At 60.1% G+C, this 15,732-nt stretch carries 16 protein-coding genes; 10 read left to right on the forward strand and 6 right to left on the reverse strand.

The genetic code is table 11. The features are described 5' to 3' along the window. Window positions 1–78: 78 nt before the first annotated feature. From JJ917_14890 to JJ917_14910, 5 genes are all read left to right on the forward strand, one after another. Window positions 79–2,370 carry a TRAP transporter permease gene (locus tag JJ917_14890; protein MBO6700112.1) on the forward strand — a complete coding sequence of 764 codons (2,292 nt, stop codon included), beginning with the start codon at window positions 79–81 and terminating at the stop codon, window positions 2,368–2,370. After that, window positions 2,312–3,142, forward strand: a complete 831-nt coding sequence (locus JJ917_14895) for a ChbG/HpnK family deacetylase (protein ID MBO6700113.1) — start codon at window positions 2,312–2,314, stop codon at window positions 3,140–3,142. Before JJ917_14890 ends, JJ917_14895 begins: the two co-directional genes overlap by 59 nt. An 89-nt stretch (window positions 3,143–3,231) precedes the next feature. After that, window positions 3,232–4,131: a DMT family transporter gene (locus JJ917_14900; protein MBO6700114.1), complete on the forward strand. Its 900-nt coding sequence runs from the start codon at window positions 3,232–3,234 to the stop codon at window positions 4,129–4,131. Continuing rightward, the gene (locus JJ917_14905) at window positions 4,131–4,709 is read left to right on the forward strand and encodes a permease (GenBank protein MBO6700115.1); all 579 of its coding nucleotides are present in this window, start codon (window positions 4,131–4,133) and stop codon (window positions 4,707–4,709) included. The genes JJ917_14900 and JJ917_14905 overlap by 1 nt, the downstream gene beginning before the upstream one ends. Further along, window positions 4,706–5,197 carry a hypothetical protein gene (locus tag JJ917_14910; GenBank protein ID MBO6700116.1) on the forward strand — a complete coding sequence of 164 codons (492 nt, stop codon included), beginning with the start codon at window positions 4,706–4,708 and terminating at the stop codon, window positions 5,195–5,197. The genes JJ917_14905 and JJ917_14910 overlap by 4 nt, the downstream gene beginning before the upstream one ends. Here JJ917_14910 and JJ917_14915 read toward each other — a convergent pair. The 6 genes from JJ917_14915 to JJ917_14940 are packed head-to-tail and all read right to left on the reverse strand — an operon-like array spanning window position 5,194 to window position 9,265. Further along, window positions 5,194–5,649: an SRPBCC family protein gene (locus tag JJ917_14915; GenBank protein MBO6700117.1), complete on the reverse strand. Its 456-nt coding sequence runs from the start codon at window positions 5,647–5,649 to the stop codon at window positions 5,194–5,196. The two genes, JJ917_14910 and JJ917_14915, sit on opposite strands and share 4 nt — an antisense overlap. Further along, the gene (locus tag JJ917_14920; GenBank protein MBO6700118.1) at window positions 5,649–6,125 is read right to left on the reverse strand and encodes an SRPBCC family protein; all 477 of its coding nucleotides are present in this window, start codon (window positions 6,123–6,125) and stop codon (window positions 5,649–5,651) included. The genes JJ917_14915 and JJ917_14920 overlap by 1 nt, the downstream gene beginning before the upstream one ends. Beyond that, a complete protein-coding gene (locus JJ917_14925; GenBank protein MBO6700119.1) occupies window positions 6,115–6,444 on the reverse strand; it encodes a helix-turn-helix transcriptional regulator in 330 nt (109 codons plus the stop codon). Before JJ917_14925 ends, JJ917_14920 begins: the two co-directional genes overlap by 11 nt. A gap of 38 nt (window positions 6,445–6,482) precedes the next feature. After that, window positions 6,483–7,664, reverse strand: a complete 1,182-nt coding sequence (locus tag JJ917_14930) for a pyridoxal phosphate-dependent aminotransferase (protein MBO6700120.1) — start codon at window positions 7,662–7,664, stop codon at window positions 6,483–6,485. A gap of 12 nt (window positions 7,665–7,676) precedes the next feature. Continuing rightward, on the reverse strand, window positions 7,677–8,636 hold the full coding sequence (locus JJ917_14935) for a DMT family transporter (protein MBO6700121.1): 960 nt from the start codon (window positions 8,634–8,636) through the stop codon (window positions 7,677–7,679). 32 nt (window positions 8,637–8,668) lie between these two features. Next, window positions 8,669–9,265 (reverse strand): MarR family transcriptional regulator, encoded by a 597-nt coding sequence (locus JJ917_14940; protein MBO6700122.1) that lies wholly within the window; start codon window positions 9,263–9,265, stop codon window positions 8,669–8,671. An 87-nt stretch (window positions 9,266–9,352) separates the two neighbouring features. On the opposite strand from JJ917_14940, the gene JJ917_14945 reads away from it, so the two are divergent. From JJ917_14945 to JJ917_14965, 5 genes are all read left to right on the forward strand, one after another. Further along, window positions 9,353–10,165 carry a creatininase family protein gene (locus JJ917_14945; protein ID MBO6700123.1) on the forward strand — a complete coding sequence of 271 codons (813 nt, stop codon included), beginning with the start codon at window positions 9,353–9,355 and terminating at the stop codon, window positions 10,163–10,165. 176 nt (window positions 10,166–10,341) lie between these two features. Further along, window positions 10,342–11,928, forward strand: a complete 1,587-nt coding sequence (locus tag JJ917_14950; GenBank protein MBO6700124.1) for an ABC transporter substrate-binding protein — start codon at window positions 10,342–10,344, stop codon at window positions 11,926–11,928. 177 nt (window positions 11,929–12,105) lie between these two features. Next, window positions 12,106–13,680, forward strand: coding sequence for an ABC transporter substrate-binding protein (locus tag JJ917_14955; protein ID MBO6700125.1), 1,575 nt, complete (start codon window positions 12,106–12,108; stop codon window positions 13,678–13,680). A 56-nt stretch (window positions 13,681–13,736) separates the two neighbouring features. Beyond that, window positions 13,737–14,717, forward strand: a complete 981-nt coding sequence (locus tag JJ917_14960; GenBank protein ID MBO6700126.1) for an ABC transporter permease — start codon at window positions 13,737–13,739, stop codon at window positions 14,715–14,717. Window positions 14,718–14,728: 11 nt separating this feature from the next. Further along, complete coding sequence (locus tag JJ917_14965) at window positions 14,729–15,730, forward strand: ABC transporter permease (protein ID MBO6700127.1); 1,002 nt, start codon at window positions 14,729–14,731, stop codon at window positions 15,728–15,730. The last annotated feature ends 2 nt before the right edge of the window (window positions 15,731–15,732 follow it).

Here is a 15,732-nt window from a genome sequence, read left to right on the forward strand (position 1 = left end):
GAAAGTGGTGGTGAGCGCCAAGCGGACCTGCCGCCGCACGATCCGCGCGTGAGCGATGATGCCATTCGCGAGGCCGCTATGATCCGCGAGCCGGTTATGTCCGACCCGATCGTTCTGGCCGAAGGCGTCGATGAGGAGGCTGTCGAGCCGAACCGTCGCCTTTATGCCGGCTGGGCGCTTGCCCTGATCGGCTTTATCTCGGTTGTCTACGCCTCCTTCCACATGATCGCGCTGAACGGCATTTCGATCTCCGGCATCACCGGGATTGAACTTCCGTTGCTGCCGCAACTGCCGCTTGAAACCTGGAACTTCCGCATCGTCCATATTGCCGGTGCGCTTGGACTTGGATTCCTGCTGTTTGCCGCCTATCCGTTCAACAGCGCCAATCATGGCAAGCGCACGCCAGCGATCAGTGTCGCTGCGCTGCTTCTCTTGATTCCGGCGCTGATTTCGCTCGTGACCGCGCTGGATTTTGCTCGCACCGTCGCCTCCGGCACGCTGCCTGAAATGGGTGGCCTGCCGACGTGGGCCTCGTTTGAGGGAACGCCGCTTTATGAGCGCGAAGTCATGTGGTTCGGCGTGCCTTTGCTGATCGCCTCGCTGGGCGGCATCGCGCTAAGCTGGGTGGAACGGCGCGGCCGTGAGCATTTTGCCGCCAGTGATCTTGTGCTGGCACTGACTGGCATTGTCGCCGCAATTTATCTGCTTGCCATCTACGGTACTGCCGCCCGTAACTCGGTCGGCACCCCCTTCGTGCCAATCGGCGTGGCCTTTGCCGCGACCGCTGGCGCAGCGCTGATCCTGGAGCTGACGCGCCGCGTGGCCGGTCTCGCGCTGGTCGCGATCACCTTCATATTCCTCGCCTACACCTTCACCGCGCACCTGCTGCCGGGCATCCTTGCGGTGCAGAACGCCTACACCTGGCAGCGGTTCTTCGGCCACGTTTATTCGGATGCCGGTATCCTCGGGCCAACCACCGCGGTGTCCTCGACCTACATCATCCTCTTCATCATCTTTGCTGCGTTCCTTCAGGCCTCCAAGGTCGGCGATTACTTCGTCAACTTCGCTTTTGCTGCTGCTGGTCGCACGCGCGGTGGACCGGCGAAGGTTGCCATCTTTGCGTCCGGCCTGATGGGCATGATCAACGGCACATCGGCCGGTAACGTTGTGGCCACCGGGTCGCTGACCATCCCGCTGATGAAGAAGATCGGCTATCCGCCCAAATCGGCCGGTGCCATTGAGGCTGGCGCGTCGACCGGTGGTCAGATCATGCCGCCGATTATGGGCGCTGGCGCGTTCATCATGGCCGAGATCACGGGCATTCCTTACACCGAGATCGCGGTGGCTGCGATCATCCCGGCGGTGCTCTATTTCGGCTCGATCTTCTTCATGGTCGATTTTGAGGCGCGCAAGCTTGGCATGCGCGGCATGCGCGAGGACGAGCTGCCGAAGTTCAAGGAACTGGCCAAGCACGTCTATCTGTTCCTGCCGATCATCATCTTGATCGTGGCGCTGTTCATGGGCTATTCGGTGATCCGGGCTGGTACGTTGGCAACCGCTGCCGCTGCCGTGGTCTCCTGGCTTTCGCCTAACAAGATGACCCCGCGCGACATCTATCGGGCCTTCAATCTGGCCGGAACCATGTCGATCCAGATCATCGCCGTCTGTGCCTGTGCGGGCATCATTGTTGGCGTGATTTCATTGACCGGTGTTGGTGCACGGTTCTCCTCCTTGCTCCTCGGTCTGGCCGACACCAGCCAGTTGCTGGCACTGTTTTTCGCCATGTGCATCTCCATTCTGCTCGGCATGGGCATGCCGACGACGGCAGCCTATGCGGTGGCCGCCTCGGTGGTGGCACCGGGCCTTATTCAGCTTGGCATCAATCCGCTGACCGCCCACTTCTTCGTGTTCTATTATGCGGTGGTCTCGGCGATCACGCCGCCAGTGGCGCTAGCCAGTTACGCGGCAGCGGGGATATCCGGCGCCAATCCGATGGGCACATCGGTGACCTCGTTCAAGATCGGTCTGGCCGCGTTCATCGTGCCATTCATGTTCTTCTACAACCCGGCGCTTCTGGCTGACGGGACATGGCTGGAGATCACGCGCGCTTTGGTCACGGCCTCCATCGGAGTGTGTCTGCTTTCGGGCGGCGTGCAGGGCTACTTCTTCACCGGTCGGTTGCCGCAGGTGCCACGGGTCATGTTCCTGATCGCGGCGCTGTTCCTGATCGAAGGCAGCCTGATTTCTGATGTTGTCGGCGCGGTGCTCACCGGCGGCGGTATCTTCCTGGCGCGCTTGACGGCGGGCAAGGATGTACCAAGCCCGTCGAGCGATCCGGCCAAAGACGAAGCGCCTAAGCCTGCGGAGTGAATTTCTGACGCCGTCCAACGCCCGGCTTCTTGTTCGCGTCGATGACGCCGGCACGAGCCTCGCGGCCAATCAGGGCTGCGAGCGTGCGGTGCGCGATGGGGTCGCGCGCTCCATAGAGGTGATGATGCCGGGCGCCTGGGTGTGTGACGCGGCGGATCGATTTTCCAATCTGCCGGGTGTCGACATTGGCATCCATCTGACGCTGACCAGTGAGTGGGACCGGGTGAAATGGCGACCGCTGACGCATGCGCCAACGCTGGCGGATGACCATGGGTTCTTTCGCCCTCGTTTCGAAGCGAGCGCATGGAACCTTGCCGAGGTGGAAGCGGAGTTCCGCGCCCAGATTGAGCTCGGAACAAGGCTGTTTCCGCAGGCAAGCCACATCAGCTCCCACATGACCCGGCATTTTGAGGATGTCGATCCGCGTTTGGGGGAGATGGTTCGATCTCTGGCAGAGCATTTCGATCTGCGTGATGACCCGCTCGGAACCGATGGCTTGCCGCGTGTCGCCGGGTATTCGCCCTTCCCACGCGATGCTGAGGCGCGGGTCGCGTCCTTTGTCGAGATGGTATCGAACCTGGCGTCAGGCGCGTCGATCTTTGTCGATCACCCCGCTGTGCTTTCCGACGAAATGCGCGCGCAAGGTCATGACGGCTATGAAGACGTCGCCGAGGACCGCGCGGCCTGTCTTGCGGTTTTGACCGATCCGCGCGTGGTGGACGCCGTCAAGAACCTTGGCGTTGAACTCATCAGCTATCGCGATCTGGACTGACTGTCATTGATCGTCTTGCCGCTTGAATAGCAGCCATGCTCGGCCGGGCATGGTGCTGGCCCTGGCCATGATGGTAAGAGTTCCGGCGCATGCCTCTCTGGATTCCCATCGTCATCGCCGCTGCCTTTTTGCAGAACCTGCGCTCGCTGTTGCAAAAGCGATTGACGGGGCGGCTCTCGACGGGAGGCGCAACCTTCTCGCGCTTCGTGTTCGCTTTTCCGTTGGCGCTTGCCTACGCATTGCTGGTCTCAAGCTTGACCGGTTGGGTGCCTGGCGTGCCTTCCCACACTTTCATGACGTTCTTGATCGCAGGTGCCGTGGCGCAGATCGGTGCGACCTATCTGCTGCTTGCCAGTTTCGCCCATGGACCGTTCGCCATCGGCACGGCCTATTCGAAAACCGAAGCCCTTCAGGCGGCGGTGTTCGCGGCGGTTGTCTTGGGTGAGCTGTTATCGTTCTGGGGGTTGATCGCCGTTTTGATCGGCATCGCTGGTGTGGCCTTGATGGCCTTCAAGCGTCGTGAAGATGGTCTGCGCGCCCTCAACTTGGCCGACAAGGCGGTGCTGTTTGGGGTGGGCGCTGGTGCCGCCTTCGCCATGGCCTCGGTAAGCTACCGCGGCGCGTCTTTGTCTTTGGGCGACTCCAGTGCCTTTGTGCGGGCCGGTTGGACGTTGGCGTCGGCGACGCTGGTCCAGACGATCATCATGGGCACATGGCTGCGCTGGCGTGAGCCGGGACAGGTCACCAAGACACTTGGGCTTTGGCGCGAAAGCGGGCTCGTCGCCTTGGCGGGTGTCGCCGGGTCCATCGGCTGGTTCACCGCGCTCACCTTGCAGACGGCGGCGCTGGTGAAGGCACTGGCGCAGGTGGAGCTGATTTTTTCAACGCTCACCAGCTGGCTCTATTTCAAAGAGCCGGTCAGTACGCGTGAGGTTGCTGGCATTGCCCTGATTGGCCTGTCGATCATCCTCATCGTGTTGGTGGCCTGATGGCAGGACCAAAACGCCAGCCGCTGCACAAAGACATTGGGTTTTTGTTCATTCTGGTGCTGTCCGTGGGCGCGGCGCTGGGCGTCTTTCTGCGCGATGGGTGGGAGCGGTTCGCCCAAATCCTGCGCGACGATGCCGTGCTCTGGTTGACGGTGTTGCCGAAGGTTGCTGCAGGCGTCCTGGTCGCGGCTTTTCTGCGCATTCTTTTGCCCAAAGAGGTGGTAGCGCGCTGGATCGGTGAGCGCTCCGGCTTGCGCGGTTTGTTCGTGGCGACGTTGGCGGGGGCGATCATTCCCGGCGGGCCAATGACGATCTTTCCGATTGCCACGGCGCTCTACCTCTCGGGTGCCGATCGCGGCTCCACGATCGCGTTCATCACCGCTTGGCTGACCATTGGGATCAACCGCGCGATCGTATGGGAATTGTCGTTTTTCGGCGCGGAGTTCGTGATCCTGCGCACGCTGATCTCCCTACCGGTGCCGATCCTTTGCGGGCTGGCTGCACGCATGCTGCCTGGCCGCACCGAGGAGGAAAGAGAGGCAGACAAGGCCAAGCCAAAGCCGGAGATCGAAGAATGATCGTCCTTGGTTTCGCCGTGGTGCTCTACCTGGTTGCTGCCGTCATGGTCATCATGGCCGCGCGGCGCGATCGCGCTTCAGTCGGTGTGGGGTTCCGCGAGGCATGGGACCAGCTTCTCGCGGTTCTGCCAGCTCTGACGGTCGGCATCTTGGGTGCCGGATTTGTCGCCGCACTGATGCCGCCGGAACTGGCCGAGACGTATCTTGGCGAGGGGTCTGGTGCGGCAGGTTACGCCATTGCCTATGTGATCGGCGCGTTGACGCCCGGCGGGCCGGTGGTTGGATTTGCGCTCGGTGCAGCGGCCATTAAGGCCGGTGCCTCGGTGCCCATCGTGGTCGTCTATGTGACGGCTTGGGCGCTGGTCAGTCTCAACCGGTTGTTGATCTGGGAACTGGCAACGGTGCCGAAAAAGGTGATTGTCGAACGGCTCATCGTCTCAGCGCCGATCCCGATCCTCACCGGGTTGGTCATGGAATTGCTGGTTTAGGCTAGCGCCTTTTCAAGATGATCGAGCAGCCAGGCCCATCCCTTTTCGCGCCCTTCGATTCCGTCGGAACCTTGGAAGTAGGCGCCTTGCTCACAATAGGTGAGCTGCGTGCCCGCATCGTCAGCTAGGAACTGGATGGTTGCCAGTGAGGCGGAGTGGACAACGCCGTCCATCGCCATGGTGTAGGCATAGACGATGCGCTCGTTGTCAACGATGTCCAGATAGGTCGTTTCATTGGTATGGGCGATACGGTCCGGTCCGACCCATTCGCCATGTTCCCTGCCACCGACAGTGAAGTCCAAGCCGTAGCGCTTCGTCGTCCATTCCGGGCCGTCGCTGGCAACGAACCAATGATGTTTCTTGTCTTGCTCAGCGAAGGCCTCAAAGACCTTGGCTGGCGGATGTTTGAACGTGCGTTTGATGGAGAAGCTGGCGTGCGCAATGGCCATCATCAATCCTCCAAGCCTGACGCCAACTCGTCGAGCTGGCTGATCATCGTGTTCCAGCCGTCGAAGAATCCCATCTCTTCATGCTGCTTCCTGTCCGCTTCACTCGCATGCAGCACATGAGCGGTGTAGCGGCTCCCCGATCCTTGATCCTCCATGGTGATCGTCGCCGTCATTGGAAAGCCCGGCTCGGCGACGGGCCGCCAGCCTTCCTCCAGAACGGAGGTGAAAACGATGACCCGCCCGGGCTCGACATGAATGAAGGCGCCTGGCCCCTCGTGGCGCTCGCCGTCCGGACCTTTCATAACAGTATTGAACGCGCCGCCTGGGCGCACATCGAGCGCTTTGACTTCCGTGGTCCAGGGCGCGGGTGTCCACCATTGGGCAAGCAGATCGGCCTCTGTCCATGCACGCCAAAGCTTGGCTCGCGGAGCTTTGAGCTCGCGGGTAATGATGAGATCGAGTTGGTCATCATGCGTCATCGGAAGTCTCCCCATCCAGATAGGTTTCCAAGCGGTCGAAGCGGGCATTCCAGGCCGAGCGTTGACGGCTGAGCCAGTTTTCCACATCAGTCAGGGCGTCGGGCTCTAGGCTGCAGATGCGGGTGCGACCCTGCTTTTGCGTCGTCACCAATCCGGCGTCTTCGAGCAGGCGCACATGCTGCATGAAGGAGGGCAGGGCCATGTCGAACGGCGCCGCTAGGTCCGTTACCGGTGCGGGCCCGCTGGTCAGACGGATGAGCACGGCTCGCCGCGTGGGGTCGGCGAGTGTCTTGAAGGTGAGATCGAGATTGTTAGGCATTTGCCTAACTAAAAGCAATCGAAAAGTTAGGTCAAGGCCTAAGTTTCTAGAAAGCTTTTCATTCGGCCCAGCGCTTCCTCGATTTGTTCAGCCGAGGCGGCGTAGGACACGCGGATGAAGCCTTCGCCCAGGGTGCCGAAATCCGGCCCGCCGATAAGGGCCACGCCGGTCTGATCAAGCAGGGCGTTGGCGAGCGGCTTGGCTTGCCAACCGGTCTTGGAGATGTCGGGAAAGGCGTAGAAAGCACCTTCTGGCTCGATGCAGGACACGTTTGGCAGATCGTTCAACCCATCCACGACCAGCCGCCGGCGGGCGGCAAAGGCCCTCATCATGGCGTCCACGGCATCTTGCGGGCCATCGAGCGCGGCGAGCCCTGCCCATTGCGCCGGGGCGTTGACACAAGACCAGCAGTTGACCGCCAGCTTGCGCGCTTTGTCGTAAAGCCCATTGGGCCAGATGGACCAACCCATGCGCCATCCGGTCATCGCCCAAGTCTTCGACCAGCCATTCAACAAGATGAGGCGGTCGCGGATCGAGGGATAGGTGAGCAGCGATACATGATTGTCGGCGGGGCTGTCTGGGCCATAGGTCATGCGCTCGTAGATTTCATCAGACAGGATTGCGACATTGGGGTGGGCTTCGAGACCCTTCACCAGGGCATCGATCTCCGCCTTCGGTGTGACGCCGCCGGTTGGGTTGGCTGGCGAATTGACGATGATAAGGCGCGTCGCCGGTGTGATGCGGGCGAGCACATCGTCGGTTTTGAACGCGAACCCATTCTCCTGCGTGATCGGAATGGGTATTGGCGTCGCGCCCGTGAACTCAATCATTGAGCGGTAGATGGGAAAACCTGGATCGGGATAGAGGATTTCCGCGCCTGGCTCGCCAAACATCAAGATCGCCGCGAACATGGTCACCTTGCCGCCGGGCACAATCAGCACGCTTTCCGGCGAAACTTCAACGCCCGTCCGATCCAAGGTGTAACGGGCGACACCCTCGCGTACAGCCGGGACGCCGCGGGCATCGGTGTAGCCATGATGGCCCTCTTTGAGCGCCTTGACTGCGGCTTCGACGATATGGCCCGGTGTCTGAAAGTCCGGTTGCCCAATGCCGAGATTGATCACTGAGCGTCCGGTTGTGGCCAAGGCATGGGCACGGGCGAGCACGGCGAAAGCATTTTCCTCGCCAATTCGGTCAAAAGCTTTGATGGTCTGCATCATGGTGAGCCTGCATCAGGTTGGAAGGTCTCTTGAGGTTGTCGTGCCTGCGCCTGAATGCGCCTTGGCCCGGCGCCGCACCACCTCTTCGCGATAGAGCAAGTAAAGCCCGGACCCGATGATGATCGAGGCACCGAGGATCGTCCAGAGGGTCGGAATGTCGGCGAACACCAGCCAGCCGAGGAGCACCATCCAAACGATCTGGGTGTACATAAACGGTGCCAACGTCGAGGCGCCCGCGCCTTGATGGGCTTTGATGAGAAGCCAATGGCCTCCGCCACCCAAGATGCCGGTGAGTAGCATCAACGCCCAGGTCAAAGTGTCGCTCGGCCACTGCCAGACCGCGATGGCCCATGGTGCGAGCGCCAGCGCCGGGATCAGGGCCGTGAAGAGAACCAAACCGGCTTCATTTTCGGTTTGGGCTAGGACTCTGGTGGCCAGCGAGTAGAGGGCGAAGCTCACCATCGCGCCGACGGAGATCAGCGCCGGCCAGCCGAGACCATCCAGGCCGGGGCGGGTAACCACGAGAACGCCGATGAAGCCGACCAAGATGGCCGCCCAGCGGCGCGGTCCAACCTTTTCGCCAAGCAAGGGGACGGCCAGCGCGGCCACCACAATCGGCCCGGCGAACATGATCGAGGCGGTTTCGGCCAGTTGGAGATATTGTAGGGCCCAGAAATTGAAAATGGTCGTGCCGAGCAAGAAAAGCCCGCGACCGATCTGGAGCAATGGCCGTGTCGTGCGGAACCGGTCAAAACCCTGCCAAATCTGCAAGAACCCGATCGCCAAGACCAGATGCATGACGAAGCGCATCCAGACGACCTGGATGACCGGCAGGCTTTCGGATAGGAACTTCGCCGTCGCATCCAGAAAACCGAACATGCCAACGGCCACCACCATCAGCGCAATGGCGCCAACGGTGGAGGTAGTTTTTGGCGATGGGGTCGAAACAGTGTCAGCCGAAGGCGGGGTCATGGGCGGTGCGTATCACCGCCATAGGACGAGGTCTATTGCGGGGTGGAATCGGAAGTGCCGCTAGCGACGTCCTTGTCGCTATCAAAGCTTGCATCGGCGATATCATCCCCAACAACGGTCTCTTGATCGAGATCGGCGTTGAGATTGCCTTCCAGCTGTCGGAGCGCTTTGCGTAACCGTTTCCGCTCCTTGTCCGAAAAACCCTTCAGCGCGTCCCGCTCCATACGTTTCAGGCGCGAATCAAGATCGTCGATGAGACTGCGCCCCTTATCGGTGAGGAAGACGCGCGAGGATCGGCCATCCTCCACGCTCGGGCGCCGGTCGACCAGGCCTTGTGCGCCCAGCCGGGCCACCATTTTGGTGATCGTCGGCGGTTGCACAGACAGCGCTTGCGCCAGCGATCCCATCGTTTGACCGTCCTGATCGGCGAGCGCCTTGAGGATCTGATCCTGACCGGGATGCAGGCTCAATTCGGCAAGCACATTTGCGGATCGCTGGCGATAAGCTTTGGAAGCTTGTACCAAGCGAAATGTTACAGTCTTTAGGTGGTTAAACAATAAAAAGCCCCCACAATGCCCAGTAAATTCAGTATATCGCCTGCATCGATAATATTGTGCAAGCGCAACCAAAGGCTCGTGCAGAAAAATCCGTACTTGCCAGGACCGAAAAAGGAATGGTCATGATGCGGAGTGCCCCCTCCAACAGTGAGACCTACGATGGTTGTCCGGTATTGGACCCAAACACCCTTCAACGCCTTTGATGCAGGTCAGTTCCATGACCATGTGGCGGTTCTTCCCTTGGGTGCCACCGAACAGCACGGCCCGCACCTGCCGCTGAGCACCGATACGGCGATCGCTGATGGGATGGTGGAGGCTGTCGTCGCTCGCTTGTCAGAGGATGCGAAGGTGGTGGTTTTGCCTACGCTGGCGGTCACCAATTCGGTCGAACACACAAACCGTGCCGGCACCCTATCGCTTGGTCGCGATCTGACGTTCCGGCTGATCATGGAGATCGCGCGCGGGGTTGCGCGGGCCCGGCTGCGCAAACTGGTGATCATCAACGCTCATGGCGGCAATGTCGGCGTCATGGTCGATGCAAGCCATGCCATTCGCGCCGAGTTGGGCATGCTGTGCGTGGCGACCAATTGGATGCGGCTTGGCCTGCCGGACGGGGTCATCGCGTCCGATGAACGGGCGGTCGATATTCACGGCGGGCAGTTGGAAACGGCGATCATGTTGGCGCTGAGGCCTGATTTGGTCGATCGCGAGCAAACGGGAAAGTTTCTGTCCCTGCAAAGCGAGCTGGCGGCGGAGTTCTCTCTCCTGCGCGCCTACGGTCCGGTGGGGATGGGCTGGATGGGCGATGATCTCAACGCCTCCGGCGCTGTCGGCAATGCTGCTGCTGCCAGCGAAGAGGATGGCCGAGCGATCATTGATCATCAGGCAGAGCAGGTGGTGCTTCTGCTCGCCGAGGTCGAACGCTTTATTCCCAATTGGTGGGATGACCCGGAGGCAGGGTCGGCGCGCTGACGCTACGTGGCCAACGTTCGGCTGCTGAAAAAGACATCGCTGCCTCTTCCTTGAGCGCTTGGCGTTGATTGTGCACAGCGAACATAGGTGACAAGCCCTACGCCATGCGTTTAGATGCAGGCCTCCATCGCACGCAGGTCACAAAGATCGCGGCGATGCAACAGGGAGTTACATACATGAAATCCACACTCATCCGCTCCGCTGCGGTGCTCATGGGCGCAACGATGCTCGCCGGTGCTGCCAACGCAGAGACGCTGCGCTGGGCGCGTGTCGGCGATTCGCTGACCCTTGATCCGCATGCGCAAAATGAGGGTCCGACTCATACGCTCGCTCACCAGATGTATGAAGGTCTTCTGCAGCGTGACATGTCCGGCGCGATCATTCCGGCGCTTGCCACCGATTGGGCGCCGCTGGACAGCGATCCGACTATCTGGGAATTCAACCTGCGCGAGGGCGTGACCTTCCACGACGGTGCCGAGTTCAACGCCGACGACGTCGTGTTCTCACTGAACCGCGCCATGTCCGAAACATCGGCGATGAAAGAGCTGCTCGCTTCGGTCGCTGAAGTGATCAAGGTTGACGACTACACGGTGCACATCCGCACCGAAGGGCCGAACCCGCTGTTCCCGAACAACCTGACCAACCTGTTCATGATGGATCAGGGCTGGGCTGAGGCGAACAACGTCGTTGCCGTTCAGGACATCGCCAATGGCGAGGACAGCTTCGCCGCCCGCAATGCCAACGGCACAGGCGCTTTCAGCCTGACAAGTCGTGAGCCGGAGGTGCGCACCGTGCTGACCGCCAACCCGGATTATTGGGGTATTGGCGAGTTCCCGCTGGAAGTGTCAGAGATCATCTACACCCCGATCCAGAACCAGGCGACACGCGTTGCCGCTCTTCTCTCGGGTGAAGTGGATCTCATCCAGGATATCCCAGTGCAGGATCTTGATCGCGTGGGCAGCACGGATGGGCTGAAGGTTGTGACGGCGGCACAGAACCGCGTCATCTTCCTGGGCATGCAACAGGGCGAGGATGATCTGGAGACCGATAACGTCGAAGGCGCCAACCCATTCGCCGATGTGCGCGTGCGCCAAGCGGTCAACACCGCCGTGAACCGCGATGCGATCCGTCAGGTTGTGATGCGTGGTCAGTCTGACCCAACAGGCGTCATCATGCCTCCGTTCGTCAACGGTTGGACCGAAGAGCTGAACACTGTTCCCGAAACGGACGTCGACGCGGCGCGCGCTCTGATGGCTGAGGCGGGCTACGAGGATGGCTTTGAAATCATCTTCAACTGCCCGAACGACCGCTACATCAACGATGAAGCGATCTGCCAGGCTGTTGTCGGTATGCTCGCGCAGATTGGCATCACGGCGAACTTGGAAGCACAGACTCGTGCCAACCACTTCCCGCTGATCCAGAACCAGGAAACAGAATTCTATCTGCTCGGTTGGGGCGTTCCGACGTTCGACTCTGAGTATGTGTTCAACTTCCTCGTTCACTCGACCACGGATGAGTACGGGTCCTGGAATAACACCGGCTACAGCAATCCTGAGGTTGATGAGATGATCGTCTCACTGGCGTCGGAGACCAACCTGGAAGCCCGCAATGCCACCATTGGCGAGATTTGGGCGCAGGTGCAGGAGGATGTTCTTTACATCCCCATCCACAACCAGGTGCTGAACTGGGGCATGCGCGAGAACATCGACTTCCCCGTGCAGCCTGAAGATCAGCCGCACTTCAAGTTCCTCACGTTCAATTGATGACCGCGTAGAACACGATGTCGCTAAGGTGGCGGGGTTTGCAAGGTTATGGCTTGCCCCGCCACCCTGTCCGTCCACTATCCGGGCCAGGGTCTGAGGCTTCCAAAGCCTTGCCCGTATTTGGATAGAACGGCCCCGCATCCTCGCGCTGCGGCCGTATTTTGGAGGAAACCAATCATGTCCCACTCAAAAACGCGTCTGGCAGTTTCTGCGCTGGCGCTTGCCGTTGCGCTCGGAGCGGCAGTGCCCGCATCGGCGGAAACGTTCCGCTGGGCAACGACGTCCGACCCCAACACCATGGACCCGCATGCGGCGTCTTCCGCGCCGGTGCTTGGCTTCCTCAACAATGTCTATGAAGGCCTGGTGCGCCGCGACCGCACGATGGCTGTCGAACCGGCACTGGCCGTGCGCTGGGAAGCGCTTGGCGATGAAGGCTGGCGGTTCCATTTGCGTGAAGGTGTGACATTCCACAATGGCGCGGATTTCACTGCCGATGACGTGCTTTTTTCCTATGAGCGCGCTTCTGGCGAAACCTCCGACGTGCGTTCCTGGTTTGCGACTGTGACCGAAGTGAATGTGGTTGATGATTACACCATCGATTTCATGACCTCAGCGCCGAACCCTATCTTTCCTGGCTCGATTGCCAACTTCATGATCATGGACCGCGATTGGGCGGTCGAGAATGGCGCCGAAACCCCTGCGACCGACGAAGAGCGCTACACCACGCTCAACACCAATGGCACGGCCGCTTTTGCGATGGTCCAGCGCTCGCCGGGCGTGCGCACCGTGCTTGAGCCGTTTGACGGTTGGTGGGGCGATGTTGAGCATAATATCACTGAGGCGATCTATACGCCGATCCAGTCCGATGCGACGATGCTTGCGGCGTTGATCGCTGGCGACGTTGATTTCATCAATCCGGTGCCGATCCAGAACGTCGAGCGCCTGCAAAACACCGATGGCATGAACGTCATGGTCGGCAAGGAAGCCCGCGTCATGATGCTGGGCTTTCCGCACGAAGCTGAAACGCTGACCTATGACGGTTCGCCCAATCCATTTGCCGATGAACGTGTGCGCCGCGCGGTCTATCACGCGGTTAATGTCGACGCGATCAACACCACCATCATGCGCGGTTCGGTTGAGCCGGTGGCGCAACTGGTGACGCCCGACATGCGCGGCTTCTCCGATGCCAATGCTGACCGTCTGGACTACAATCCCGATGGCGCGCGGGCGCTGCTTGCTGAAGCAGGCTACGAGGACGGCTTTACGTTCTCGCTGATGTGCCCGAACGATCGCTACATCAATGATGCTGCCGTCTGTCAGGCCGTGGTCGGCATGTTGGCGCAGGTTGGCATCACGGTTGATCTCAACACGATGCCGGTTGCCAATTACTGGCCGGAACTGCGGGCTGATAATTTCGATATGTATCTGCTCGGCTGGTCGCCCGGCACCTTCGATCACGAGCACCCTATCCGCTTCCTGGTCTCAACGCCCAATGAAGAGCGTCGCCTGGGTTCCTGGAACTTTGGTGGCTTCTCCAACGCTCGGGTCGATGAGCTTTTGCCCGCCGTTCAGTCGGAGGTCGATGAAGGCGTTCGTCAAGGCATGCTCGATGAGATAACGGCGATTTATCAGGATGAAGTGGCCTATGTGCCGCTCTATTCGCAGCCGATCCTTTGGGGCGTGCGTGACGGCGTCGATGTCTCTCCGCGTTCGGACAATTTCTTCATTCTGCGGTGGGTCACCGTCAATTAACGAAACCTGGTGGCGGGCCGCTCTAGTGGCCCGCCATCATCATATGAGGGTCGCGCATGATTGCCTTCGTCATCCGCCGTGTCTTCCAGTCGGTCGTTGTTCTTCTGATCGTTGGATTGATCGCGTTCTTGATGTTCCGCTATGTCGGCGACCCCATCGAGAGCCTGCTTGGGCAGGAACGCACGTTTGAGGACATCGCGAATTTGCGCGAACGCCTCGGTCTCAACGACCCCTTTGTGGTTCAATATTTCAATTTCCTTTGGGGTGCGGTTCAAGGCGAGTTTGGTATCTCCTACCGTGCCGGTGTTCCGGTTTCGCAGCTTATTGGTGAGCGGTTGCCAGCCACACTGGAACTGGCCTTTGTGTCGGGCCTGTTCGCACTGATCGGCGGATTGGCGCTGGGTGTCTACACCGCGTTGCGCCGGAAGGGCTTCATTGCCACGGCGATCATGACGACCTCGCTGATAGGCGTATCGCTTCCAACCTTTTTGATCGGCATTGCGCTGATCTGGATTTTCGCTGTTGAGCTGCAATGGCTGCCTTCCAACGGGCGTGGCGAAGTGGTTCAGATTGGGGGGTGGACGACCGGTTTTCTGACCAGTTCAGGCCTACAATCACTGATCCTGCCGGCCATTACGCTGGGGCTCTATCAGCTGACGCTCATCATGCGCCTGGTGCGTTCGGAAATGTTAGAGGTGCTGCGCACCGATTACATCAAGTTTGCACGGGCGCGCGGGTTGTCGGCACGCGCGGTGAACTTCGGTCATGCACTGAAAAACACCATGATCCCGGTGATCACGATCACTGGCTTGCAACTGGGCTCGATTGTTGCGTTCGCCATCATCACTGAGACGGTGTTCCAGTGGCCAGGCGTTGGCCTGATGTTCATCAACGCCATCAACTTCGTCGATATCCCGGTCATGGCGACCTATCTGATGCTGATCGCCGTGTTCTTCGTGCTGGTCAATCTCATCGTTGACCTTCTCTATTTTGCTGTGGATCCGCGTTTGCGGGTCGAGCGCCGTACATCGAAGTAGGAGCGCTGAGCATGAGCGATACATCCATCGACAAATCCGAAAGCCTGGTTGACGCCAAGGCGGTCGCCGAGAAGATCGAAGCCGCCAAGGCCGAAGCACCCTCTTTGATTACGCGCATCAAGCGTTCCGACGTTTGGTACTCCTTCACCCGTTCGCCGGTTGCGATCGTCGCGGCTGTCGTCGTTTTGATCATCGTGCTGGCCTCGATTTTCGCGCCGTTGATCTCGCCGCAAAATCCGTTCAATCCGGCAGAGCTCAATTTGATGGATGGGTTCACTGCGCCTTTGGAGCCCAACCAGTTCACCGGAAGTGTGTACTGGCTGGGCACTGACGATCAGGGCCGCGATATCTTTTCCACCATCCTTTACGGCTCGCGGATTTCGCTTTTCGTGGGCGTGTCGGCGGTGGCGCTGGCGATGGTGATCGGCATCGTCTTAGGCCTGATCGCCGGTTATCGCGGCGGCTGGGCCGATGTGGTGATCATGCGCATCGCCGATGTGCAGTTGACCTTCCCGTCGATCCTCATCGCCTTGCTCGTGTTCGGCGTTGTGCGCGGGCTGGTGCCTCCGGACATGCGCAACGATCTGGCGGTGTGGATATTGATCGTCTCCATCGCGCTGTCGGACTGGGTGCAATATGCCCGAACCGTGCGCGGGGCGACGCTGGTGGAGCGCAACAAGGAATATGTGCAGGCTGCGCGGGTGATCGGCGTCAAACCGTTCACGATCATGCTCCGCCATGTACTACCCAATGTGATGGGGCCGGTACTGGTGATCGCGACCATCGGCCTGGCGCTGGCGATCATTGCCGAGGCGACCTTGTCCTTCCTGGGTGTTGGCATGCCGAAAACCACGCCGTCGCTTGGCACACTGATCAACACCGGTCAGGACTTCCTGTTCTCCGGCGAGTGGTGGATCCTGTTGTTCCCGGCAATCACGCTGCTGGCGCTCGCGCTATCGGTGAACCTTCTGGGTGACTGGCTGCGCGACGCGCTGAACCCGAAACTGCGCTAGGG

It is taken from the genome of Hyphomicrobiales bacterium (genome assembly GCA_017642935.1).
GTDB lineage: Bacteria > Pseudomonadota > Alphaproteobacteria > Rhizobiales > MH13 > MH13.